Below are 21,439 nucleotides of genomic sequence, written 5' to 3'. Positions count from 1 at the left end.
GGAAGGACTTCCCGGAGCGGACTGCAAAGGACGTCCTGGTCTGCCTATTCGGGTTGCCGTACGTTGCGGTGATCGAAGTAGAACAGGGTTCCGGCGGGAGTCCCGGGGATGCGCAGGCCGACGAACGGGGCGCGGATGACCTCGACCGTCCCTTCCCTGCGCCCATTGAACGGGTCGTCGCCCACGACCAGTTGGCCGATGCGGAACGGGACGCGGCCTTCGTAGACGCGGCGTGCAGCCTGCCGCAAGGCCCGGGCGACACGGGCAGCCGGCTGCGGGCGTGCGGGCTGGGCTGTCCTGATTGGCTGTTCTGTGCTGATTGGCCGTGCTGGGGAAATGCGCATCGGGCTGCTCCTTGCCAGCGAACGAAGTTCCTTCACGGGGGACCGAAACGACGTGGACAGACTCCCCAGCCTTGCCGTCTTCGTTCCGGCGCCCCCGTCCGCCCACTGTACGAACTCGTCCCACCAGTAACACGCGTAACACGTACCCCTTCTTCGCCGACCACCACTTGGATCCCGGTCACGGGATACTCGGGGCAACGAATTCCGGCGCGACGGTTAGGGTGGGCCCATGAGTGAGGACCCGTGGGGTGCCAGGCAGGCGTCCACCGCGCCCGAAGGCTGGATTCCGGCGCCCGAAAACGGCTGGGGTGCGCTTATGGTGTGGGCCGCGGGTCCGCCAAACGTCGTGCGGGTCCCCGCCGCGCCCCGCAACCGGGAGACCGTCGTCGTCATCCAATACAGCGACGGACGCGTGACCCGGGAACCTTCGCTCCTGACCGACGCGGACCTGGAGTCGATCGACGACGATATCGACACCTATCTGGTTCATGCCGGCCTGCCGCCCCGCCCGCGCGGCTTCGACTGGTACCTGCGCCCGCCGGCCGCTGCCGCTAATGGTCCCGATGCTTTCTGGGCCGCCGTCTGGGAAGGCGCGACGGCGGGGCTGCCTAACGACGGGATGCACCCGTCGCGGTTGAGGGCAGCCACCCCGGCGGCGATGGTCCGGCTCTACCGGGGCTGACGGCGAAGGTTCCGCCAGTGGAGCGCCACCGCCGCGACTATTAGCGGGACGTGGATCGCCGGGAGGTTGTGGGCAAACCACTTCGGCAAATAGATGTCCGTGACGGAGCCGGTGCTGTCGCCGAGCCGTTGAGCGACCGCCGTGAGCGGGCAATGGAAGCCGTTGCCCGCAAAGACCGCGGTTTCGGCGAAGACCACGGCGCCGGCGACGCCCGCCCTCCGGTCGGAGCGTCCCCGGATCCCGGAGTACAGGACATAGACCATCGCCGCCTCGATCGTGAACCACGCCAGGGTATGGACCGCCTTCACCGCTTTCAGCTGCGCCCCCTGGAACTCCGTGCGCCGGGTAACCACACCCGTCACCCGGGCTGCTGCAGGGCGAGGACGATGATGGCTGCGTTAATGCCCAGCCCGATCAGCCACCACGGGTTGAACGTGAGCACCAGCAGGGCGGCCGAGATTCCGGCCCCGGCTACCGTGACCGGGATCCACCACGGCGCCGCCACCAGGAGTCCCAGGCCCGCCAGCCCCAATACCGCCGCGGCGGCGATGGCCAGGGCAACAGCGAGACGGCGCACCTCCCCGGCGAAGGGGGACCGGCCGACGTCGAACGGCGCCTTTTCGTCCGGCCGCGGCAGCCAGATGGCGAGATGAACGAGGCCGTGGGCGATTAAGAACAGTCCTGCGATCCAGCGCACGGCGGTCCTCCTGATGTTCCGGCGGCTTCGTTCAGCGAAGCACCTTCTCCCGTGGCCGGGCTAGGGGCGGAAGTCCCCCGCCCGGTCTAGCATGATTGTCTGGTATTCCAGACAATGTGAGATGCGCTGGGTCCTTGAGAGTGGAAAGCCGGGCGCATGCTTAAGTACGGGATACCGGACACACACCCGAAACGAAGAGGACCACATGTCAGCCGCCAACGCCACCACCCCGCCCGTGGGAACCCCCAGTGCCCCGCCGAAGCCGGCTGCGGCCAGGCCGGCCGCCGCCAGGCCGGCGTCCAAGGTGCCGGCGGCCGAGAACACGCTGCGGATCCTGAAACTGCTGGCCTCCAAGCGCGGGCCGATGGCGGCGTCGAACATTGCCACCGCGCTGGGCCTGCCGCGCTCCAGTGTCTACCATCTGCTCGGCGTGATGGAGGCGAACGGTTTTGTGCTGCACCTGCACGAGGAGCAGCGGTACGGGCTCGGCATCAGCGCCTTCGAGCTCAGCTCCGCCTACTCCCGCCAGGAGCCGCTCTCCAGGCTCGGCCGGCCGATGCTTGCGACGCTGGTGGACGTGATCGGGGAGAGCGCCCACCTCGCCGTGCTGCACGGCAGGGACGTGCTCTACATCGTCGAGGAGCGGGCGAAAAACCGGCCCTCCCTCGTGACCGACGTCGGCGTCCGGCTACCCAGCCACCTCACCGCGAGCGGCCGGGCGATCCTGGCCGCGCTGCCGAAGTCCCAGGTCCGGGCGCTATACCCGAACGCCGCGGCCTTCAGTGCCCGGCACGAGACCGAATCGCCGATCACCAAGTACTCCGCACTGTCCTCGCATCTGGACCAGGTCCGGCAGCGGGGCTACGCCACCGAACACGGCGAAGTGACCCCCGGCTTCGGCTCGATCGCGGCCGCCGTCACGGACCACACGGGCTGGCCGACGGCCGCCGTCGCCGTGACGTTCCTGGAGGACAAGCTGCCCACGGACCAGTGGCCGGTCCTGGCCGCGCGGGTCAAGAAGGTCGCGGACGATCTCTCGGTCCGGATCCACGGCCGCCCCAGCCCAACTAGCTCGCAGTAGTTGTCGTTATGGCTGCGCAAAACGACAACTACTGCTAGCCAGTTGGGTCTGGAATCCCGGACAGCACCCTCACGAAGCCCCTGTTTCCGGGGCTCCGGACAGGCTTTAGTTGATACAGAACCTCTCCCAGGAACCACCCGAAACAACGAAGGAGCCCCCATGGCACCCGCCGATTTCACCACCGGTGCCCGCCCGGTCAAAGCAGCCCGCGGCACCGAGCTCACCGCCAAGAGCTGGCAGACCGAAGCCCCGCTGCGCATGCTGATGAACAACCTGGACCCCGAGGTGGCCGAGCGCCCGGATGACCTCGTGGTCTACGGCGGCACCGGCCGCGCGGTCCGGTCCTGGGCGGCGTTCGACGCGATCACCCGCACCCTGGAAACCATGGAAAAGGACGAAACCCTCCTGGTCCAGTCCGGCAAGCCGGTCGGCGTCTTCCGCACCAACGAGTGGGCGCCGCGCGTGCTGCTGGCCAACTCCAACCTCGTCGGCGACTGGGCCAACTGGCCCGAATTCCGCCGGCTCGAGGCCGAGGGCCTGATGATGTACGGCCAGATGACCGCCGGGTCCTGGATCTACATCGGCACCCAGGGCATCCTGCAGGGCACCTTCGAGACCTTCGCCGCGATCGCCCGCAAGCTCACCGGGGACGAAAACGGCACCCTCGCCGGCACCCTGACCCTCACCGGCGGCTGCGGCGGGATGGGCGGCGCGCAGCCGCTCGCCGTCACCCTCAACGAGGGCGCCTGCCTGATCGTCGACGTCGACGAGAGCCACCTGCGCCGCCGGGCCGGCAAGCGCTACCTCGACGAGGTGGAGACCGACCTCGACACCGCCATCGCCAAAGTGCTCAAAGCCAAGGAGGAGCGCCGCGGCTGGTCGGTGGGCTACGTCGGCAACGCCGCCACCGTCTTCCCCGAGATCCTGCGCCGCCACAACGCCGGCGAGCTCACCGTGGACATCGTCACGGACCAGACCTCGGCGCACGACCCGCTGAGCTACCTGCCCGAGGGCATCACGGTGGAGGAGTGGCACCGCGAGGCCGCCGCCGACCCGGAAGGCTTCACCAAGAAGGCGCAGGCCTCGATGGCCAAGCACGTCCAGGCCATGGTCGAATTCCAGGACGCCGGCGCCGAGGTCTTCGACTACGGCAACTCCATCCGCGACGAGGCCCGCAAGGGCGGCTACAACCGCGCCTTCGAGTTCCCCGGCTTCGTGCCGGCCTACATCCGCCCGCTCTTCTGCGAGGGCCTGGGCCCGTTCCGCTGGGTGGCCCTGTCCGGCGACCCCGAGGACATCGCGGTGACGGACAAGGCCATCAAGGAGCTGTTCCCGGAGAACAAGCACCTGCACCGCTGGATCGACGCCGCGCAGGAGCGCGTCGAATTCGAAGGCCTGCCGGCCCGCATCTGCTGGCTGGGCTACGGCGAGCGGGCCAAGGCCGGCCTGCTGTTCAACCAGCTGGTCAAGGAGGGCAAGGTCAAGGCGCCCATCGTGATCGGCCGCGACCACCTCGACTCCGGCTCCGTCGCCTCCCCGTACCGCGAGACCGAGGCGATGGCGGACGGCTCCGACGCGATCGCCGACTGGCCGCTGCTCAACGCCCTGCTCAACACCGCGTCCGGCGCCACCTGGGTGTCCATCCACCACGGCGGCGGCGTGGGCATCGGCCGCTCCATCCACGCCGGCCAGGTCTCCGTCGCCGACGGCACCGAGCTCGCCGCGCAGAAGCTTGAGCGCCTGCTCACCAACGACCCCGGCATGGGTGTCATCCGCCACGCCGACGCCGGCTACGAGCGCGCCGTCGAGGTCGCCAAGGAACGCGGCGTCCGCATCCCCATGAACGAAGGAACCACAAAGTGACCCTTACGACCCACTCACCGCTCACCGTCACCCTCGGCTCCAGCGGCGTCACCCCCGAGGACGTCGTCGCCGTCGCCCGCCACGGCGTCCACGTGACCATCGCCCAGGACGCCCTCGACGCCGTCGCCAAGGTCCGCGCCCACATCGACGACCTCGCGCACAGCGAGACGCCGGCCTACGGCATCTCCACCGGCTTCGGCGCCCTGGCCAACCGGCACATCCCGGGCGGGCTGCGCACCCAGCTGCAGAAGTCGCTGATCCGCAGCCACGCCGCCGGCATGGGCCCGGCCGTGGAACGCGAGGTGGTCCGCGGCATCATGTTCCTGCGCGCCAAGACCCTCGCTTCCGGCCGCACCGGCGTCCGCCCCGTGGTGCTGCAGACCATGGTGGACGTGCTCAACGCCGGCATCACGCCGGTGGTCCGCGAATTCGGTTCGCTGGGCTGCTCGGGCGACCTCGCGCCGCTCTCGCACTGCGCCCTGGTCCTGATGGGCGAGGGCGAAGCCGTGGGCCCGGACGGCGAACTGTTCGGCGGCAAGGGCGGACGCCCCGTCGCCGAGCTCCTCGCCGCGCACGGCATTGAACCCGTCACCCTCGCCGAGAAGGAAGGCCTGGCGCTCGTCAACGGCACCGAGGGCATGCTGGGCATGCTGCTCATGGCCATCGCGGACATCCGCCAGCTGCTCACGACGGCGGACATCACCGCCGCGCTCAGCGTCGAGGCGCTGCTCGGCACGGACCAGGTGTTCCTGCCGGAGCTGCACGCCGCGCTCCGGCCGCACCCGGGCCAGGCCGCTTCCGCGGACAACATGCTGCGGGTGCTGTCCGACTCCCCGATCGTGGCCTCGCACCGGGTCAACGACACCAAGGTCCAGGACGCCTACTCGCTGCGCTGCGCCCCCCAGGTGGCCGGCGCCGTCCGCGACACCGTCGACCACGCTGCGCTGGTCGCTTCGCGCGAACTCGCCGCCGCGATCGACAACCCCGTGGTCCTGCCGGACGGCCGGGTCAGCTCCAACGGCAATTTCCACGGCGCCCCGGTGGCCTACGTGCTGGACTTCCTCGCGATCGCCGTCGCGGACCTGAGCTCCATCGCCGAGCGCCGGACCGACCGGATGCTGGACCCGGCCCGCTCGCACGGGCTGCCGGCCTTCCTCGCCGCGGATCCCGGCGTCGACTCCGGCCTGATGATTGCGCAGTACACCCAGGCCGGGCTGGTCTCGGACAACAAGCGGCTGGCCGTTCCGGCGTCGGTGGATTCGATCCCGAGTTCGGCCATGCAGGAAGACCATGTCTCGATGGGCTGGCACGCGGCCCGCAAGCTGCGCCGCGCGGTGGAGAACCTGCGCCGCGTCCTGGCGATCGAGCTGGTGACCTCCGCCCGGGCCCTGGACATCCGCACCCAGCTCTCCGGCGGCGAACTCACGCCGGGCCCGGCAGGGGCCGCAGTGATCGCGGTGCTGCGCGACGTCGTCGAGGGGCCCGGAACCGACCGGTTCCTCTCACCTGAGCTGGAGGCAGCCGACCTGCTCGTGGCCTCAGGCAAGGTGCGCGCCGCCGCCGAATCCGCCGTCGGAAATCTGGCCTGACGGCAAAGAAAATACGAGCCGGCCGGGCATTTCCCGGCGCCCCCGAAATGTTCGGCAACACGGCCGCCGGGGGCGCAGCAAATGTAGTAAGAATATGATGTAGCCCACACCAAAGACGTTGTGGCGGAAAAGTAAAAAACGAACCTACAAAGGGGTAGAAGTTCATGAAATCACGCGGGACGGTCATGTCCAGGCGCACGGCGTTCGCCGCCACGGTCTCCGACTGGAGGAGCCTCAAGGCGGGGGACCAGGTCGAAATCCTCAAGCACGCACAGCTGCTGGCAGCCGGGGAAGTCGAAGAAGTGTCGTCCAGCGGAAATGTGCTCTGGCTGGTGCCGGGTACACCCTCGGAGGCGCAGCTGTTCCTGAAGTCCGACGGTGTGCAGGTGCGGCGCAGCTAGGCGCCGGCGCCGCGGCGCAGAATCAAGCACAAAGAAGGGCCGGTGAGGGGTGCATCCCTCACCGGCCCTTGGCCTGTTCCGGCCCGCGCTGACTAGGCCGCGACGTCCTCGTGGGTCTCACCGAAGGGCACGGTGTCGTCCAGCGCCACGGTGTAGGCGCCCGGCTCGTGGCGGGTAACCCGGATCCCGCAGCGGCGGTCCTGGACGGCCGAAGCGATCAGGGTGTTAACGGCGTTTTCGAGGCCGTGGTGGACCTCCTCCGCCCTGGCAAACGAGAGCTTGATGGACGTGGCGTCAGAGGCCTGGGTCCGCATGGTGTGTGTGTTCATTGACTGGTCTTTCCTAGAATCTGGCCGGTTGGCCACCCGCTATTCTAGTCTGTCCGGCGTGGCGTCCCGGTCCGGAGCCGATAGTGTGCAGGTGGCGGTATATCTTTTTAGGCGAGGGGCGCCGTTCTGTTGGAACGGCGCCCCGACCCATTCCGGGCCTGCACCCCGGTTGTGGCAGGAGGGCGTGCACATGTTCGAAGCTCCCAGTATTGTCTTTTTTGCGGCCGGAATCGCCGTCTTCATCGCGGCGGTGCTGCCCAAGCTGCTGCGCAACGCGCCCCTGTCGATGCCGATGGTTTTCCTCGGGGCAGGGATGCTGGCGTTCACGCTGATGCCGGCCCTGCCGAACCCCGACCCCCTGCAGCACGGGGAGTTCTTCACCCACCTGACCGAAGTCTGCGTCATCATCTCGCTGATGGGCGCCGGACTGGCGCTGGACCGGCCCGTCGGTCGCCGGCGGTGGTCCACGACCTGGCGGATGCTGGGCCTGGCCATGCCGCTGTGCATCATCGGCCTGACCCTGCTGGGAATGTGGTTCCTGGGGCTCGGCCTTGGGGCCGCGCTCCTGGTCGCGGCCGCCCTGGCCCCGACCGACCCGGTCCTGGCCTCCGAGGTGCAGGTGGGGGAGCCCGCGGACGAGGAAGGCGAGACCGAGCGCGAGGACGAGATCCGCTTCGGCCTCACCTCCGAAGCGGGCCTGAACGACGGGCTGGCGTTCCCCTTCGTCTACCTGGCCATCGCCATCAGCTTCGTGGGCGCCTCGCCGTCGGGCTGGCTGGGTCACTGGCTGGCCGTGGACGTGCTCTGGCGGATCGGCATCGCTGTGCTGCTGGGACTCGCGACGGGCAAGCTGCTGGGGCGGCTTTTCTTCACGGCCCGGCATGAGAGCGTCCGGCTCTCCAACCACTCCGAGGGCTTTGTGGCCCTCGCGGCGACATTCCTTGCCTACGGCGTCACGCAAATGGTCGAGGGTTACGGCTTCGTCGCAGTGTTCGTCTGCGCTGTCACCATCCGGGCCGCCGAGCGCACGCACGGCTTCCACCGGGTGATGCACTCGTACGTGGAGCAGCTGGAACGGCTCATGACCGTGGTCATCCTGGTGCTGCTGGGCGGGGCGATCGCACGCGGCCTGCTGGCCGGGATCGGCTGGACAGAGGTGCTGGTGGCGTTGGCGTTCCTGCTCCTGGTCCGACCGCTGGCGGGCTGGCTCGGGCTGGCCCGGGGCAAGACCGGCCCGCGGGAACGCATCGCCATCTCCTTCTTCGGCATCCGCGGCATCGGCTCGCTGTACTACCTCGGCTACGCCCTCGGCCGCGGCAACTTCAGCGCCCAGGCGCAGGAACTCTGGGCGTTTGTGGGACTGGTCGTGGCCATGTCGATCGTGCTGCACGGCGCGACGACGGCGCCGGTGATGAACCGGCTGGACCGGCTGCGTGAGCGCCGCGCGGTGGAGCAGCACGGCGACGAGGGGCAGGCGCCGCGCACCGCCATCTGAGCGCCCCCGGCGAGCCGTGCCGCGCCGCCGGCCAGCTACCGCAGCAGTGTGTTGATCAGCCTCGCGGCGACCCTTGCGGTACGGCCGTCGACGTCGAAGTCCGGGTTCAGCTCCGCGACATCAAGGTGCAGCAGTTTCCCGCTCGCGGCCACCTGCCGGCAGACGGCGCTGATCACCGGCAGCGGGACGCCGTAGGCCGCCGGGGCGCTCACCCCGGGCGCCACCGACGCCGGCAGCACGTCCAGGTCGATGGTCAGGTACAGCGCGTCCACCTGGGCCAGGAACGCGGCCACGAAAGCCTGCGCGGCGTCCGCGGTACACTCCTCGTCCAGCAGGTAGTCCACGCCCAGTTCCGCGGCGGTCCGGAACAGCGCCTTGGTGTTGTTCGGTTCGGAAATCCCGACGACGGCGTACTTTAGTTCGCGTCCCGCGGCGGCTTCTGCCCGGGCCATCTGCAGGAACGGGGTGCCGGAACTGGGCACCGGCTCGTCGCGGAGGTCGAAGTGCGCATCCAGGTTCAGCACGCCCACCTTCAGCCCCTCCCGGACCGCGGCGGAGCCGGCCACGCCCAGGTAGCTGGCGAAGGCGGTCTCGTGGCCGCCGCCGAGGACCACCGGCAGGGCGCCGGCGTCGAGCAGGCCGGTGATGGCGAGCCCGGCCCGTGCCTGCCCGGCCTCCAGCGCGTCCCCGGTGACGGTGACGTCGCCGGCGTCGTGCACTTCCCGGTCCAAATGGAAGGCCAGTGGGCCGAGGGCGGCGCGGATGGCGGCGGGCGCGGCGGCGGCCCCGACCCGGCCCTTGTTGCGCCGCACTCCGGCGTCGCTGCCGAAGCCGAGGATGACGGCGGGACGCGCGCCGGCGGACGCGGCCGGCTGCCGGTGCCCGAGCGGGTGGGCAGTGTAGGGCGTCACGGCCTGCCACCAGCGGCGGTGGTCGGCGCCGTCGCCGTCGAACCGTCCGGTCCAGGGCTGCGGCGGGACGTCGGCGGTGCGGGCGGAAGAAGGCATGTCCCTAGCTCACCGCAGCCCGTGCCGGAAAACCAGCAGCGCCGCCGTCGGAGTGTCCGAAATCCCGGAAACCCTGCTTAAACGCCGCCGAGATGACATTTCACGGCAATGTTTTCCAAAAACACTGCCGCGAAATGCCATCTCGGCGGATGGGAGTCGGTCCGGGATCCTTAATGGATGCCGAGCGCGGCCTCGATCGGGCCGATCCCGAAGAACAGCAGGAACGCGGCGGCCACGGCCCACATCAGCGGGTGCACCTCGCGGGCGCGGCCCTGGACCAGGCGGATCAGCACGAAGGAGATGAATCCGGCGCCGAGGCCGTTGGCGATCGAGTAGGTGAACGGCATCAGCGTGAAGGTCAGGAACGCGGGAATCGCGATGCCCCAGTCCAGCCAGTCGATCTTGCCGACCTGGGAGACCATCATGAAGCCGACGACGACGAGCGCCGGAGCCACGGCTTCGAACGGCACCAGGTTAATCAGCGGGGTGAAGAACATGGCAACGAGGAACAGCAGGCCGGTGACGATCGAGGCCAGGCCCGTGCGGGCGCCTTCGCCGATGCCTGCGCCCGATTCGACGTAGATCTGGTTGGAGGAGACGGACGCGCCGCCGCCCACGATTGCGCCCAGGGCGTCAATCTGCAGCACGCGGTCCACGTTGGGGATGTTGCCGTCCTTGTCGATGGTGCCGGCCTCGGTGGCCAGGCCAACCATCGTGCCCATGGCGTCGAAGAAGATGCTCAGCAGGATCACGAACGCCAGCAGGGTCGCGGCCACGAAGCCGAGGTGCTCGAAGGCGCCGAACGGGTTGGCCTTGCCGATCAGGGACAGGTCCGGGGCGGCCCATTCGGTGAACTTGGGCGCCACGAGGGACCAGCCCTGCGGGTTGAAGTTCTTGCCATCGAAGCTGGGCCCGATGTGCAGGGTGAATTCCAGGATCACGGACAGGATTGTGGAGGTGATGATGCCGATCAGGATCGCGCCCTTGACCTTGCGCACCACGAGGGCGATGGTCAGGACCAGGCCGATCACGAACACCAGCGTGGGCCAGCCCAGCAGCTTGCCGTCGAAGCCGAGGCCGACGGGGACCGTGGTGCCCGCGACGTCCGGGATGCGGCGGACGAAGCCGGCGTTGACCAGGCCGATCAGGGCGATGAAGAGGCCGATGCCGACGACGATCGCCGTCTTCAGCCCTTCCGGGACCGCCCGGAACACGGCGGTCCGGAAACCGGTGAGCACCAGGATCAGCATGGTGACGCCGGAGAGGACCACCAGGCCCATCATGTCCGGCCAGGTCAGGCCCGGGTTGGTGGCGACGGTGACGGCCACGAAGGCGTTGACGCCGAGGCCGGTTGCCAGCGCGAAGGGATGCTTGGCCCAGGCTCCCATCAGGATGGTCAGGATGCCAGCCACGAGGGCGGTCACGGCGGCGACGGCCGGGAAGCCGAGCGTTCCGCCGGACGAATCCGGGCCGGAAAGGATCAGCGGGTTCAGCACCACGATGTAGCTCATGGCGAAGAACGTGGCGAACCCGCCACGGATCTCGCGCGAGAAGTTCGACCCCCGCTCGGAAATCTTGAAATACCGGTCGAGTGCAGAGCCCTGCTTAAGCATTGGTCCTCCGGGAGGGAAAAGGGGTGTTAGCTAAATCCTATTAGGCGTGACGGCGCCCACCCGCCAAACTCGCCTAGTCTGTAAGGAAGCCAACACAAGGAGCAGGCCAGCCATGCGTTTCATCCGACAACTTCCGGGCGCCCTGCTGGGCCTGATCGTGGCGGCCACGGTCCTGCTGGGCTCAGCCCTCCTGGCTGCCGGTCCGGCGTCGGCCCACGACGCCGTGGAGTCGACCAGCCCCGCCGCCGGCGCGACGGTGCCCACCCCGCCGGCAGCGGTTGCGATCACGCTCAGCAATCATCCGCTCGCCCTCGGCACACAGATCAAGGTCAGCGACGCCACCGGCAGCAACTGGGCCGATGGCGGTGTGGACATCGTGGACAACGTGGCCTCGCAAAAGCTCAAGGCGGGCGCGCCGGCCGGGCTCTACACGGTGCAGTGGCGGGTGGCCAGTTCGGACGGCCACCCGATAGAGGGCACCTTCACCTTTACCGCGGCGGCAGGCGCGACGGCGGCCGGCAGCGCACCTGCGCCGGGCACGGTCCCGACGCTGGGTACCGCCCAGCCGGGAGCGACCATCGCCCCCTCGCCGGCGCCGGACGCCTCGCAGCCCTTTCCGTGGAGCATCGTCATCTTCGTGGCGGTGGCAGTCGGCATCCTGGTGGCCCTGGGACTGATGGCAAAGCGGCGGCTTAATGGCGGCGACGACGAAGACGGCTATGGCGACGCCGAGACATACGCCGACACAGCCACCAACCCGGACGAATCCACCGGGGGACCCCGGAGCTAGGCTGGAGGCGGGAGACGGCTCCTAGGCTGGCAGCGCCAGCCCCGCGGACAACAGCGCGGGCATGCCTTCCGGATGGACTTTGGCGGAAATCGCCTGGCCCACCAGCTTGGCCTGGCGCAGGACTTCCTTCGGCGTGGGGGTAATCAGCTCGCCCACGCCGACGAGGTACATGCCGAGTGCGTGCATGGCCGCCATGAGGTTCTGGCCCGCGGCAACCCCCAGCTCAGCGAGCATGCGGCGCAGTTGGCTGTGCGCGCAGCGGGTGAGGACCAGATGGTCGGCGTACAGGATTCCGTTGGGGGTGCTGACGGCCCACTGCTGTGCCGGCTGCGCGGTTCCTTGGAAGTCCAGGCTGGCGTCCGCCGGGCCATCCGCGTCAAGGTGGTCCAGTTGCAGCGCGCGGACGTTGTTACGGACATCGAGGTGGTGGCTGGCTGCGTAGTTCCGCAGGTGGCGCAGGATCTCGTTGCGCTCCCGGAGGGTGGCTGCGTCCGCCGCGTCGCAGCGCTGCAGCGAGGAAGTGTTGGCCGGGTTCCCGGCCCCGAGCAGATCCAGGCCGTCCACCACGATGGCTTCAACCCCCCGGCGCTGCAGCTCGCTGGCGACCGCCAGCCCGGACAGGCCCGTGCCGATGACCACAGTGCTGGTCCGTTCGATTCCGCCGTACACAGGCATGCTCGACACTGCGGGGTCCCTCCTCGAATGATGCGGATTCCGGGCCCATGCCCGGAACGCTTTTCCGGCGATCCGTCCCGACGCACTCCACAGGGGGAGGCTGCGATCTGAAAGACGAGTCTCGGTTCAGCAATGCCTCAGAGGATACCCAAGATTGCGGGCTGTGAACAGGGCCGGCCCGACATTGTATTTATGCGGGTTTTCGCCGGTTTGTCCGGGTTCCGGCAGACGCATTAACCAATGATCCGCGGGTTTCCGGGGCCACGGAGGCCGTGCAAACACTGGGTAAACCTTGCCTGCGTCCCGGGTGGAAGCCGCGGCCTGACTCTTCTGGCAGAATAGCCGCAACACAGCCACGTAACGCGAGGAGGCGGACCCCATGGCCCGAGAACAGGTGCATCCGGATCCGGCGGGGGACGCCGCCGGCCACGGCTCCGCTCCTCGGGGCATAGTGGTCGGTGTGGACGGCTCGGACCACAGCCACTGCGCCCTGGTGTGGGCGGCCCGGGAAGCCGAGCGCCGGCACCGTCCGCTGCACATCGTGACCGCCTACTCGGTGCCGGTTTTTGCCGCGTCCGGGCTGGACGGCGGGTACGCGACGGTGGACGATTCGGTAATCCGCGAGGGCGCGGAGGCCATCCTGAAGCAGGCGCTGGACAAGGTCGCCGGGTACTCCATCGACGTCGATGCCTCGGTGGAGAATGGCGACGCCTCCGGTGTCCTGCTGGAAATGACGGAAACCGCCGAGCTGCTGGTTTTCGGAACCCGCGGCCGGGGCGGCTTCGTGGGCCGGCTCCTCGGTTCGGTCAGCAGCGCTCTTCCCGCCCACGCCAAATGCCCCACGGTCACGGTGCCGCTGATCTGCGGCGACCGGCTGGGCGAAACCACGCAGGACAAACACGTCAGGGCCGAACGGGAAAAGTCAGGCCACCAGCCGGTGGAAAACGTCGTGGTGGTGGGCGTGGACGGCTCCGAGCAGGCCCGGGTGGCGGTCCTCGAAGCGGCCGCCCAGGCTGAACGCCTCTCCGCGCCGCTGCGCCTGGTCTGCGCCGTTCCGCAGTACAGCGGCTCGCTTGCCTGGGTTCCGGCCCCGCTGGACCGCGAGGCCCTCTTTGCCGATATCCGGGTCCAGCTCGACGCCGGCGTGGCCTGGATTAAGAGCCACTTCCCCCAGCTCGACGTCGAAACCCAGCTCGTCGACGGGTCGCCGATCGACATCCTCGTCGAGGCGAGCCGGCACGTGGAACTCGTGGTGGTGGGCACCCGCGGCCGCGGCGGCTTCGCCGGGATGCTGCTGGGATCCACCTCGGACGGCATCCTGCACCACGCGAAGGGCCCCGTCATGGTGGTTCCGGACCGGGATGACCCGCGGCTGGCCGACCGGCCCAGCTTCGGACCGATGCTCGGCGACTCGTAGCCCGGATCCGGGAGCACGCGCTTCCCCAGTGAAGGGAGGGCCGGCAGGTGGAGCAGTTACCCGTTCCAAACGCGCCCCGGCATGAGCCGGACCCGGGGCTGGTGCTCGGCTTGGAGCTGGTCGGCGCGGAGCTGCTAAGCGCCGTCGGCGGCAAGGCCGCCAACCTCGGCGAACTGCTGCGCGCACGGCTCCCGGTGCCGGCCGGCTTCTGCCTGACCACACAGGCCTACCGGCGCGCCACCTCGGGTGCAGGGCTCGAAACCATCCACGCCGGGTTGGCCGCGGCCGCACCGGGGGACCTTCCCGGACTCGCCGGACTGGCCGCCACCGCCCGCCGCCTGGTCCTGGCCGTGGACATCCCGGCCGACATTGCCGAGGCCGTCAGAGAGGCCTATTCGGCGCTGGGACCGGACACCCCGGTGGCGGTCCGCTCGTCCGCTACCGCCGAGGACCTGCCGTTCGCCAGCTTCGCCGGACAGCAGGACACCTTCCTGAACGTCGTGGGCGCCGACGCGGTCCTGGCCGCCGTCCGGCAGTGCTGGGCCTCGCTTTGGACCGACCGCGCCGTGAGCTACCGCGCCATCCAGGGGATCAGTCCGGCGGCCGTGTCGCTCGCCGTTGTGGTCCAGCGGATGGTGGACGCAGCCGTGGCCGGCGTCCTGTTCACCGCCAATCCGGTCACCGGCAGGCGGCATGAGGCGGTCATCGATGCCAGCCCGGGCCTCGGCGAGGCGGTGGTGTCCGGGGCGGTCAACCCGGACCACTTCGTCATTGACAGCGGCACCCGGAGAATTCTCGAGCGCCGGATCGGGAGCAAAGCGGTGGTGATCCGGCCGGTGCCGGGCGGCGGAACCGAGCGGACCTTCCGGTCCGGCGCGGGCCAGCAGCCCTGTGTCGACGACGTCCAGCTCCTGGGCCTGGAGCTGCTCGGCCGCCGCGCGGAGGTGCACTTCGGGGCGCCGCAAGACCTCGAATGGGCGATCGACAGCGGCGGAGCGGCATGGCTGACGCAGTCGCGCCCCATCACCACGCTCTACCCCCTGCCGGAGCGGCCGGAGCGGGCGCCGGTCCGCGATGGAACCCGCGTCTACCTTTGCTTCAGCCTGGCCCAGGGCCTGACCCGGCCACTGACCCCGATGGGGCTGGCAGGCTTCCGGCTGATCGCCTCGTCCGTGGCGCGGGCGGCGCATTTCGAGGTTCCCGCACCGCACGACGGGCCGACGCCGTATGTCCAGGCCGGGCAGCGGCTCTTCTTCGACCTGACCCCGGTGGTGCGCAGCACCGTCGGGCGGGCCATCGTGCCCCGGGTTTTCGACGTGATGGAAGCCCGCTCCGCGGCAGTGCTGCGGGAGCTGTTCGGGGACCCCCGGTTTTCCGTCACCAGCAGGTCCCCGTGGCGGCTGCTGCGGCACATCGGCCCCGTGGCGGCGCGGGCCAGGGTGCCCGGGTCGCTGCTTCGTGCCCTGTTCAGGCCCAAGGCCGCGCGGTGCCGGGTGGAACAGTTCGGCGAACGGTTCCGGGGCACCCTGGTGGTCCCCGCCGGGTCCACCGCGGTGCAGCGGCTGGACCACGTGGAGCGCATCCTGGGCCGGGAGCTCTTCCCGGTGGTGCCCAATGTCCTCCCGCTGCCGGCCCTGGGCTTTGCCCTGCTCGCGGCCGCCGGCAGGCTGCTTGGACCTGCCGGCGGCCCAGGTGCGCTGCAGCCGGTCCTGCGGGGGCTGCCCAACAACGTCACCACCGAAATGGACCTGGCCCTCTGGCGGCTCGCCTCGGCCATCCGGGCCGACGCCAGCGCAACCGCCGTCTTCGACGGCGCAGGCTTCGATGATGCCGTCGTGCCGGACCTCGTCCGCCGCTACCGCGACCGGACACTGCCCGCCGTCGTGCAATCCGGGATCGCCGGCTTCCTGGGCCGCTACGGTCACCGGGCGGTGGCGGAAATAGACCTCGGGATGCCCCGCTGGTCCGACGATCCGACCCACCTCCTCGGCGTCCTGGCCAACTACCTGCGGCTGGAGGATCCGGGCCAGGCCCCGGACCGGCAGTTCAGCAAGGCGGCGCGCGACGCCGAGGCCCAGGTGGAGCGACTGGTCGCCGCCGCGGGGGAGCGGGGCAGGCTGCGGGCCGCGCTCGTGCGGGCGGCACTGAAGCGCACCCGGATGTTCGCCGGGCTGCGCGAACTGCCGAAGTACCACATCGTCGAGGCGATGGCCGCGGTGCGGGGACAGCTCCAGGCCATCGGGACGGAGCTGGTGGCGTCCGGACGTCTCACGGACGCGGACGACGTCTTCTTCCTGGACCTGATCGAGGTCCGTAACGGCCTCGCCGGGAGCCAGCTGCAGCACCTCGTCGCGGAACGCCGCGCAGCCTATGCCCGCGAACTGGGCCGCCGCCACATTCCGCGGGTGCTGCTCTCGGACGGGACGGAACCGGAGGCGCTGCAGGACGGCGCCGCCGGGGCGGGGGCAGGAACCCCCGGAGTGCTGACCGGCACGCCCGCATCGGCCGGCACCGTCACCGGCAGCGCCCGCGTCATCCTTGAGCCGCAGGGGGCGCGGCTGGAGCCCGGCGAGATCCTCGTGGCACCCTCCACGGATCCGGGCTGGACGCCGCTGTTCCTGACTGCCGGCGGCCTCGTGATGGAAATGGGCGGCCCCAACTCGCACGGCGCCGTCGTCGCCCGGGAGTACGGGATTCCCGCAATCGTCGGGGTCCCGGACGCCACCTCGCTGATCGTCACCGGGCAGGCCGTCACGGTCGACGGCGCCGCCGGCACCGTCGTTCCGGACAGGCCGCGGAACGGCGGCGGGCCAGCGGCGGGCGTTGCCCCGGAGGAATCTGCCGGGACACGGTGATGCCGGCCGCATCCGGGCGTAATGTTGAAACATGAGCTGCCAAGATGGAGCGCGGTCGCAATGACCCGTACCTGGTTGCGCTGGCTGCCAGCCGCAACCGTTCCCGCCGTGATCGCCGCCGGGGTGCTGGCGGGATCCCTGCCGGCCAGCGCGGGGGACCCGCTGCCCGCCAAATCACCCGAGCAGGTGCTGGAGCTGATCGCCCAGCACCGCGACCCGTCCTTCTCCGGAACCCTGGAACAGACCTCGGACCTGGGCCTGCCGGACCTTCCCCAAACCGGCCCGGGAACCGCGTCCGGTGACACCGCCTGGCTGGAGCTGCTGACGGGACCGCACACGGCCCGGGTCTACCGCGACGGGGCGGACAACGCCCGCATCCAAGTGCTGGACCGGCTCGCCGAACGTGACGTCATCCGGCACGGCGACCAGCTCTGGTTCTACAACTCCAAGGACAACACCGCCGCGCACGCGGTCCTCCCGGCCGGCGGCCGTCACCCGTCCGGACAGGAATCCGTGCCGACCCCGGACCGCCTGGCCGCCAAGCTGCTCGCCGCCCTCGACCGGAGCAGCAATGTGAGCGTCGGGACGGATGTTGAGGTCGCCGGCCGCGCCGCCTACCAGCTGGTGCTCACCCCCAGGTCCACGGCCACGCTGCTGGCCTCCGTCTCGATTTCGGTGGACGGCCAGAGCGGAATGCCGCTCGGCGTTGAAGTGAAGGCCCGCGGCCAGTCCGATCCGGCGTTCAGCGTCGCGTTCACTAAACTTTCGCTGCAGGCGCCGGACGCCGCGATCTTCCAGTTCAGCCCGCCGCCGGGTGCCACCGTCAAGGAGCTCCCGGTCCCGGACCACAAAGCGACCGGCGCCAAGGAAAAGCGCGGCACTGCCACGAAGGCCCCGGGCACAGCCACAAAGGCCCCCGGCACGGCGTCGAAGGACAAGGTCAAAGTCAGCGGAACCGGCTGGGAATCCGTCGTCGAACTGCCGGCTGGCTCCCTGACCAAGGCAGCACCGGCCAAGGGAGGGCCGGAGCAGCAGGGCGGCCCCGGGAGCGCGGCGTCGCTGCTGGCCCAGGCGACGGTGCCCGTGGCCGGCGGCAGGCTCCTTTCGACCGCCCTGCTGAACGTGCTGATCCTCGACGACGGCCGCGTCTTCGCCGGGTCGGTCCCGCTGGAACGGCTCCAGGCCGCGGCTGCCGCCCGGTGACCGCCGTCGCGCCGGTACCCGAACTGCCGTCCGCCGAACTGAGCATCGAGACCCGGGGCTTGAGTAAGCGCTTCGGCCGGCAAATGGCGGTCGACGGCGTCGACCTGGCCGTACCCCGGGGCTCGGTCTTCGGTTTCCTGGGCCCCAACGGCTCCGGCAAGACCACCACCATCCGGATCATGCTGGGCCTCGCAGCTGCGTCGAGCGGCTCGGTCCGCGTCCTGGGCGAGGAGATGCCGCGGCAACTGCGCACCGTGCTGCCGCGGGTGGGCGCCCTGGTCGAGGGGCCGGCCTTCTACCCCTTCCTCTCGGGAGCCGCGAACCTGCTGCGCTTCGACGCCGCCGATCCGGAGGCCCAGGCCGGGACGCGGCGCGCGCGGGTGCGCACCGCGCTGGAACGGGTGGGCCTGGCGCACGCCGCGGACAAGAAAGTCCGGGCCTATTCGCTGGGCATGAAGCAGCGGCTGGGGATCGCCAATGCCCTGCTGGCACCCCGGGAGCTCCTGGTGCTGGATGAGCCGACCAACGGCCTGGACCCGCAGGGCACGCGCGAGGTGCGGCACCTGGTGCGGTCCCTGGCCGCGGACGGCGCCACGGTGTTCGTCTCCAGCCACCTGCTCGCCGAGGTGGAACAGATCTGCACGCACGCGGCCATCATGAGTGCCGGACGCCTGGTGGCCCAGGGCCCGCTGGCGGGGTTGCGGCAGGCCGGGCAGTCCAGGGTCCGGCTGCTGACGCCCGACCCCGGCGCCGCGGCCAGGGTGATGGCCGGCCTGGGATTGACCCCCGACGGCGGTGGTTCTGGCAGCGGACAGCCCGACGGCGGGGGATCCGCAGCCGCGGGCGAGGTGCTCTATGCGCCGCTGCCTTCCGGCCCCGCCGGAGGCGCCCCCACGCCCGAACAGCTGGTGGCGGCCCTCGTAGCGGCCGACGTCCGGGTCCGCGGCTTCACCGTGGAACAGGGCAGCCTCGAGGACCGCTTCGTCGAGCTGACAGGGGAGGGGTTCGACGTTGCCCAGTGATTCGACGGTGCAGGGCGGGGCAGCGGGCCCTGCCACGGCCCCGACCCTGCGGCTGCTCGGCTCCGAGCTGGGGGTCCTGTTCCGGCGCCGCCGGACCTGGGCCATGTTGCTCGCCCTGGCCGCCATTCCGGTGCTGATCGCCGTGGCCGTGCGGCTCTCCTCGGCGGTGCCGCCCGGGCGCGGGCCCGCGTTCCTGGACCGGATCAGCCAGAACGGGTTGTTCGCCGGCGTCACGGCCATGCTGGTCGCCGTCCCCTTGTTCCTCCCGCTCACGATCGGGGTGGTCGCCGGGGACACCGTGGCGGGCGAGGCAGGACTGGGAACCCTGCGGTACCTGCTGGCGGCCCCGGCCGGGCGGGGAAGGCTGCTGGTGGCCAAGTTCGCGGGCGCGGTCGTGTTCGCCGTCGCGGCCCCGTTCACGGTGGCCCTGGTCGGGGCAGGCATCGGCGCCGCGCTCTTCCCGGTGGGTCCCGTGACCCTGCTGTCAGGGGACTCGATCGGCGCCGCCGAGGCGTTGGGGCGGCTGCTGCTGATTGCCGCCTATCTGGCCGTGTCCCTCGTGGGGCTGTCCGCCATCGGCCTGTTCATGTCCACCCTCACGGACGTGCCCGTCGGCGCGATGGCGGCAACGGTGGTGTTCGCCGTCGTCTCCCAGGTCGCCGATGCGCTGCCCCAACTGGAGTGGCTGCACCCGTGGCTCTTTACCCACCGCTGGCTCGACTTCGCCGACTTACTGCGCCAGCCCATCGTCTGGGACTCGTTCGCCGCCAATGCCCTGCTGCAGGGCGGCTATCTGGCCGTCTTCGGCGCCCTCGCCTACGCCCGGTTCACTACGAAGGACGTGCTCTCCTAGGGCATCCGGGCGACGCCGTTCCGGGCATCAGTACCGGGCGGCGTAGGGGTAGAGCTGCATCCCGGCCATGGACGCGAGGTCCGTCACGGTGATCCCGCTCTCCGGGTTCAGCGCCTGCACTACACGGCCCCCGCCAAGGTAGATGGCCACGTGGTAGAACCCCGGGGCCGAGCCCCAGACCAGCAGATCCCCAGGCTGCGCTGCGGCAAGCGGCACCTTCACCGGCGCCTGCGCAAACTGCTCGGCGGCGGTGCGGGGCAGGCTCTTGCCGGCCGCGGCGAACGCGTTCTGGACCAGACCGGAACAGTCAAAGCCGTAGGCGCCCGTTCCGCCGTATTGGTAGAAGTAGGGCGCGCCCACCTTGCCCATGGCCGAGGACAGCGCTGTCTGGTTGGAACCGCCGGGGGCCGGGGCCGGGACCGGGGCCACCGGGGCCGGAGGCGGCGGGGCCGGCGCGGGGGCCCGCGGAGGAGCCGGGGACGGCGGGACGGGCGCGGGATCCCGTGGCGCCGGGACGGTCGGCGCCGGCCGCGGCGCGGCTGAGGCCGGCGGTGCGGGCGGCCTGGGCGTCGTGCCGGACGGCCGGCCCGGGGTGGCCGGTGCCGGCTGCGCTGCCCGGGCAGGCTGTCCGGTGGGCGCCGCCTCCCGTGTCAGGGCCGCGAGCCGTGCCTGCTGGCGCTGCCGGTCGAGTGCGTCCACCCGCGCTGATTCGAGCGCCACGGTGGTGTTGCGAAGGGTGGCGAGTTGGCCGACCAGGACCGTCCGCTGCGCCGCGGCCTCTGACACTGCTTTCTGCCGGTCCGCGTCGGCGCGTTCGGCGTCGGCCTTGCGGGACTCCGCGGTGCGGGCAGCATCATCGGCGGCGCGGTCGGCCTCGGCGGCGGCATCCTTCGACGACCGGGCGGCGGCAGCGGCGGTCTCTGCTGATTGGAAGGCGCGGGTGCGGCAGGCGGCCACCGCCTCCAGCGTGGCGGCCTGTTGCAGCGCCTCGCCGTTCCCGCCGACCAGGTTGCCGAGCGCCGGCGTCATCCCGCCATTGCGGTAGAGATCACCGGCGAGTTGGCCAATCAGTTTGCGCGCCTTTTTCTGCTCAGACTCGGCGGCGGCGGCCTTGGCTTCCGCCAGCTCGGCGGCATCCCGCCGGATCTGGAGTTCCACCAGGGCATCGACGTAGGCGTTGTTGGCGGCGAGCGAGGTGGCCAGGCCGGCCTCCTTGGCCGCGGAAGCGTCGGCCAGGATCCGGTCGATCCGGTTGACCTGATCCGCCGTCGCGCTTTCGCTGGCCTTCGCCGCGGCGATGTCCGCGGGCGTCGGGAGGTCCGGCGCGGCCGGCATCCTCAGGCCGGGGACCGACTTCGTGGCGGCCGGGGCGGCCTGGGCGGGGATCGCCAACGTTCCGAGCAGTACGACGGCGGTGCACAGGGCGGCGGCCCTGCCGCCGGGTCCGGTCCAACTCATGGAAAAACCTCGTTGCAGTCAGGCTGGCGCGAGCGAGGTCTGAAATTGGCGCATGAAAAAGCCCC

At 70.5% G+C, this 21,439-nt stretch carries 20 protein-coding genes; 12 read left to right on the top strand and 8 right to left on the bottom strand.

The window, feature by feature from the left end:
* Positions 1-44 precede the first annotated feature (44 nt).
* A complete protein-coding gene (locus AC1DB8_RS10180; protein ID WP_476892929.1) occupies positions 45-344 on the bottom strand; it encodes a hypothetical protein in 300 nt (99 codons plus the stop codon).
* A 229-nt stretch (positions 345-573) separates the two neighbouring features.
* On the opposite strand from AC1DB8_RS10180, the gene AC1DB8_RS10175 reads away from it, so the two are divergent.
* Positions 574-1,026 (top strand): DUF5956 family protein, encoded by a 453-nt coding sequence (locus AC1DB8_RS10175; protein ID WP_476892928.1) that lies wholly within the window; start codon positions 574-576, stop codon positions 1,024-1,026.
* Here AC1DB8_RS10175 and AC1DB8_RS10170 read toward each other — a convergent pair.
* Together AC1DB8_RS10170 and AC1DB8_RS10165 are read right to left on the bottom strand one after the other, a co-directional pair.
* Positions 1,014-1,388 (bottom strand): hypothetical protein, encoded by a 375-nt coding sequence (locus tag AC1DB8_RS10170; RefSeq protein WP_476892927.1) that lies wholly within the window; start codon positions 1,386-1,388, stop codon positions 1,014-1,016. The two genes, AC1DB8_RS10175 and AC1DB8_RS10170, sit on opposite strands and share 13 nt — an antisense overlap.
* Positions 1,385-1,723: a hypothetical protein gene (locus tag AC1DB8_RS10165; protein WP_441418005.1), complete on the bottom strand. Its 339-nt coding sequence runs from the start codon at positions 1,721-1,723 to the stop codon at positions 1,385-1,387. Before AC1DB8_RS10165 ends, AC1DB8_RS10170 begins: the two co-directional genes overlap by 4 nt.
* 205 nt (positions 1,724-1,928) lie before the next feature.
* Here AC1DB8_RS10165 and AC1DB8_RS10160 point away from each other — a divergent pair, with 205 nt between their 5' ends.
* The 4 genes from AC1DB8_RS10160 to AC1DB8_RS10145 all read left to right on the top strand — a co-directional run bounded on the left by AC1DB8_RS10160 (position 1,929) and on the right by AC1DB8_RS10145 (position 6,657).
* On the top strand, positions 1,929-2,804 hold the full coding sequence (locus tag AC1DB8_RS10160) for an IclR family transcriptional regulator (RefSeq protein ID WP_476892926.1): 876 nt from the start codon (positions 1,929-1,931) through the stop codon (positions 2,802-2,804).
* Positions 2,805-2,963: 159 nt separating this feature from the next.
* On the top strand, positions 2,964-4,667 hold the full coding sequence (locus tag AC1DB8_RS10155) for a urocanate hydratase (RefSeq protein WP_441418003.1): 1,704 nt from the start codon (positions 2,964-2,966) through the stop codon (positions 4,665-4,667).
* Positions 4,664-6,256: a histidine ammonia-lyase gene (gene hutH, locus AC1DB8_RS10150; RefSeq protein WP_441418002.1), complete on the top strand. Its 1,593-nt coding sequence runs from the start codon at positions 4,664-4,666 to the stop codon at positions 6,254-6,256. Before AC1DB8_RS10155 ends, hutH begins: the two co-directional genes overlap by 4 nt.
* A gap of 164 nt (positions 6,257-6,420) precedes the next feature.
* Entirely contained in the window at positions 6,421-6,657 is a 237-nt protein-coding gene (locus AC1DB8_RS10145) for a hypothetical protein (RefSeq protein WP_441418001.1), read from the top strand.
* Between the two features lie 92 nt (positions 6,658-6,749).
* Here the strand turns inward: AC1DB8_RS10145 and AC1DB8_RS10140 are convergent, their stop codons facing one another.
* Positions 6,750-6,986 carry a hypothetical protein gene (locus tag AC1DB8_RS10140; RefSeq protein ID WP_441418000.1) on the bottom strand — a complete coding sequence of 79 codons (237 nt, stop codon included), beginning with the start codon at positions 6,984-6,986 and terminating at the stop codon, positions 6,750-6,752.
* A 190-nt stretch (positions 6,987-7,176) separates the two neighbouring features.
* Here AC1DB8_RS10140 and AC1DB8_RS10135 point away from each other — a divergent pair, with 190 nt between their 5' ends.
* A complete protein-coding gene (locus tag AC1DB8_RS10135; RefSeq protein WP_476892925.1) occupies positions 7,177-8,481 on the top strand; it encodes a cation:proton antiporter in 1,305 nt (434 codons plus the stop codon).
* 35 nt (positions 8,482-8,516) lie between these two features.
* Here AC1DB8_RS10135 and hutG read toward each other — a convergent pair whose 3' ends face one another.
* Together hutG and AC1DB8_RS10125 are read right to left on the bottom strand one after the other, a co-directional pair.
* Positions 8,517-9,488, bottom strand: coding sequence for a formimidoylglutamase (gene hutG, locus AC1DB8_RS10130; RefSeq protein WP_476892924.1), 972 nt, complete (start codon positions 9,486-9,488; stop codon positions 8,517-8,519).
* A 170-nt stretch (positions 9,489-9,658) separates the two neighbouring features.
* Entirely contained in the window at positions 9,659-11,101 is a 1,443-nt protein-coding gene (locus AC1DB8_RS10125; protein WP_476892923.1) for an NCS2 family permease, read from the bottom strand.
* A 112-nt stretch (positions 11,102-11,213) separates the two neighbouring features.
* Here AC1DB8_RS10125 and AC1DB8_RS10120 point away from each other — a divergent pair, with 112 nt between their 5' ends.
* A complete protein-coding gene (locus AC1DB8_RS10120) occupies positions 11,214-11,891 on the top strand; it encodes a copper resistance CopC family protein (protein ID WP_476892922.1) in 678 nt (225 codons plus the stop codon).
* Positions 11,892-11,912: 21 nt separating this feature from the next.
* On the opposite strand, the gene AC1DB8_RS10115 is transcribed toward AC1DB8_RS10120, so the two are convergent.
* Positions 11,913-12,566 carry an FAD-binding protein gene (locus AC1DB8_RS10115; protein WP_476893036.1) on the bottom strand — a complete coding sequence of 218 codons (654 nt, stop codon included), beginning with the start codon at positions 12,564-12,566 and terminating at the stop codon, positions 11,913-11,915.
* Positions 12,567-12,945: 379 nt separating this feature from the next.
* Between AC1DB8_RS10115 and AC1DB8_RS10110 the strand changes: the two genes are divergently transcribed.
* The 5 genes from AC1DB8_RS10110 to AC1DB8_RS10090 all read left to right on the top strand — a co-directional run bounded on the left by AC1DB8_RS10110 (position 12,946) and on the right by AC1DB8_RS10090 (position 19,916).
* A complete protein-coding gene (locus AC1DB8_RS10110) occupies positions 12,946-13,983 on the top strand; it encodes a universal stress protein (protein ID WP_476892921.1) in 1,038 nt (345 codons plus the stop codon).
* Positions 13,984-14,030: 47 nt separating this feature from the next.
* Complete coding sequence (locus AC1DB8_RS10105) at positions 14,031-16,838, top strand: PEP/pyruvate-binding domain-containing protein (protein WP_476892920.1); 2,808 nt, start codon at positions 14,031-14,033, stop codon at positions 16,836-16,838.
* Between the two features lie 60 nt (positions 16,839-16,898).
* A complete protein-coding gene (locus tag AC1DB8_RS10100) occupies positions 16,899-18,041 on the top strand; it encodes a LolA family protein (protein ID WP_476892919.1) in 1,143 nt (380 codons plus the stop codon).
* 83 nt (positions 18,042-18,124) lie between these two features.
* On the top strand, positions 18,125-19,063 hold the full coding sequence (locus AC1DB8_RS10095; protein ID WP_441418175.1) for an ABC transporter ATP-binding protein: 939 nt from the start codon (positions 18,125-18,127) through the stop codon (positions 19,061-19,063).
* Positions 19,064-19,070: 7 nt separating this feature from the next.
* Positions 19,071-19,916, top strand: coding sequence for an ABC transporter permease (locus AC1DB8_RS10090; protein WP_441418174.1), 846 nt, complete (start codon positions 19,071-19,073; stop codon positions 19,914-19,916).
* Positions 19,917-19,943: 27 nt separating this feature from the next.
* Here AC1DB8_RS10090 and AC1DB8_RS10085 read toward each other — a convergent pair whose 3' ends face one another.
* Positions 19,944-21,374: a C40 family peptidase gene (locus AC1DB8_RS10085; protein ID WP_476892918.1), complete on the bottom strand. Its 1,431-nt coding sequence runs from the start codon at positions 21,372-21,374 to the stop codon at positions 19,944-19,946.
* Between the last annotated feature and the right edge of the window lie 65 nt (positions 21,375-21,439).

The sequence above is a fragment of the Arthrobacter sp. 10N410 genome (assembly GCF_056394945.1).
The sequence above is the reverse complement of the archived record's forward strand: the minus strand, read 5'-3'. Positions and strand labels throughout refer to the sequence as shown.

Coding starts and splice junctions, on each gene's coding strand:
- AC1DB8_RS10125 (WP_476892923.1), bottom strand. CDS start 11,101: ATGCTTAAGCAGGGCTCTGCACTCGACCGGTATTTCAAGATTTCCGAG.
- AC1DB8_RS10115 (WP_476893036.1), bottom strand. CDS start 12,566: ATGCCTGTGTACGGCGGAATCGAACGGACCAGCACTGTGGTCATCGGC.
- AC1DB8_RS10155 (WP_441418003.1), top strand. CDS start 2,964: ATGGCACCCGCCGATTTCACCACCGGTGCCCGCCCGGTCAAAGCAGCC.
- hutG (WP_476892924.1), bottom strand. CDS start 9,488: ATGCCTTCTTCCGCCCGCACCGCCGACGTCCCGCCGCAGCCCTGGACC.
- AC1DB8_RS10140 (WP_441418000.1), bottom strand. CDS start 6,986: ATGAACACACACACCATGCGGACCCAGGCCTCTGACGCCACGTCCATC.
- AC1DB8_RS10110 (WP_476892921.1), top strand. CDS start 12,946: ATGGCCCGAGAACAGGTGCATCCGGATCCGGCGGGGGACGCCGCCGGC.
- AC1DB8_RS10175 (WP_476892928.1), top strand. CDS start 574: ATGAGTGAGGACCCGTGGGGTGCCAGGCAGGCGTCCACCGCGCCCGAA.
- AC1DB8_RS10135 (WP_476892925.1), top strand. CDS start 7,177: ATGTTCGAAGCTCCCAGTATTGTCTTTTTTGCGGCCGGAATCGCCGTC.
- AC1DB8_RS10145 (WP_441418001.1), top strand. CDS start 6,421: ATGAAATCACGCGGGACGGTCATGTCCAGGCGCACGGCGTTCGCCGCC.
- AC1DB8_RS10160 (WP_476892926.1), top strand. CDS start 1,929: ATGTCAGCCGCCAACGCCACCACCCCGCCCGTGGGAACCCCCAGTGCC.
- AC1DB8_RS10095 (WP_441418175.1), top strand. CDS start 18,125: ATGGCGGTCGACGGCGTCGACCTGGCCGTACCCCGGGGCTCGGTCTTC.
- AC1DB8_RS10120 (WP_476892922.1), top strand. CDS start 11,214: ATGCGTTTCATCCGACAACTTCCGGGCGCCCTGCTGGGCCTGATCGTG.
- AC1DB8_RS10085 (WP_476892918.1), bottom strand. CDS start 21,374: ATGAGTTGGACCGGACCCGGCGGCAGGGCCGCCGCCCTGTGCACCGCC.
- AC1DB8_RS10180 (WP_476892929.1), bottom strand. CDS start 344: ATGCGCATTTCCCCAGCACGGCCAATCAGCACAGAACAGCCAATCAGG.
- AC1DB8_RS10100 (WP_476892919.1), top strand. CDS start 16,899: ATGACCCGTACCTGGTTGCGCTGGCTGCCAGCCGCAACCGTTCCCGCC.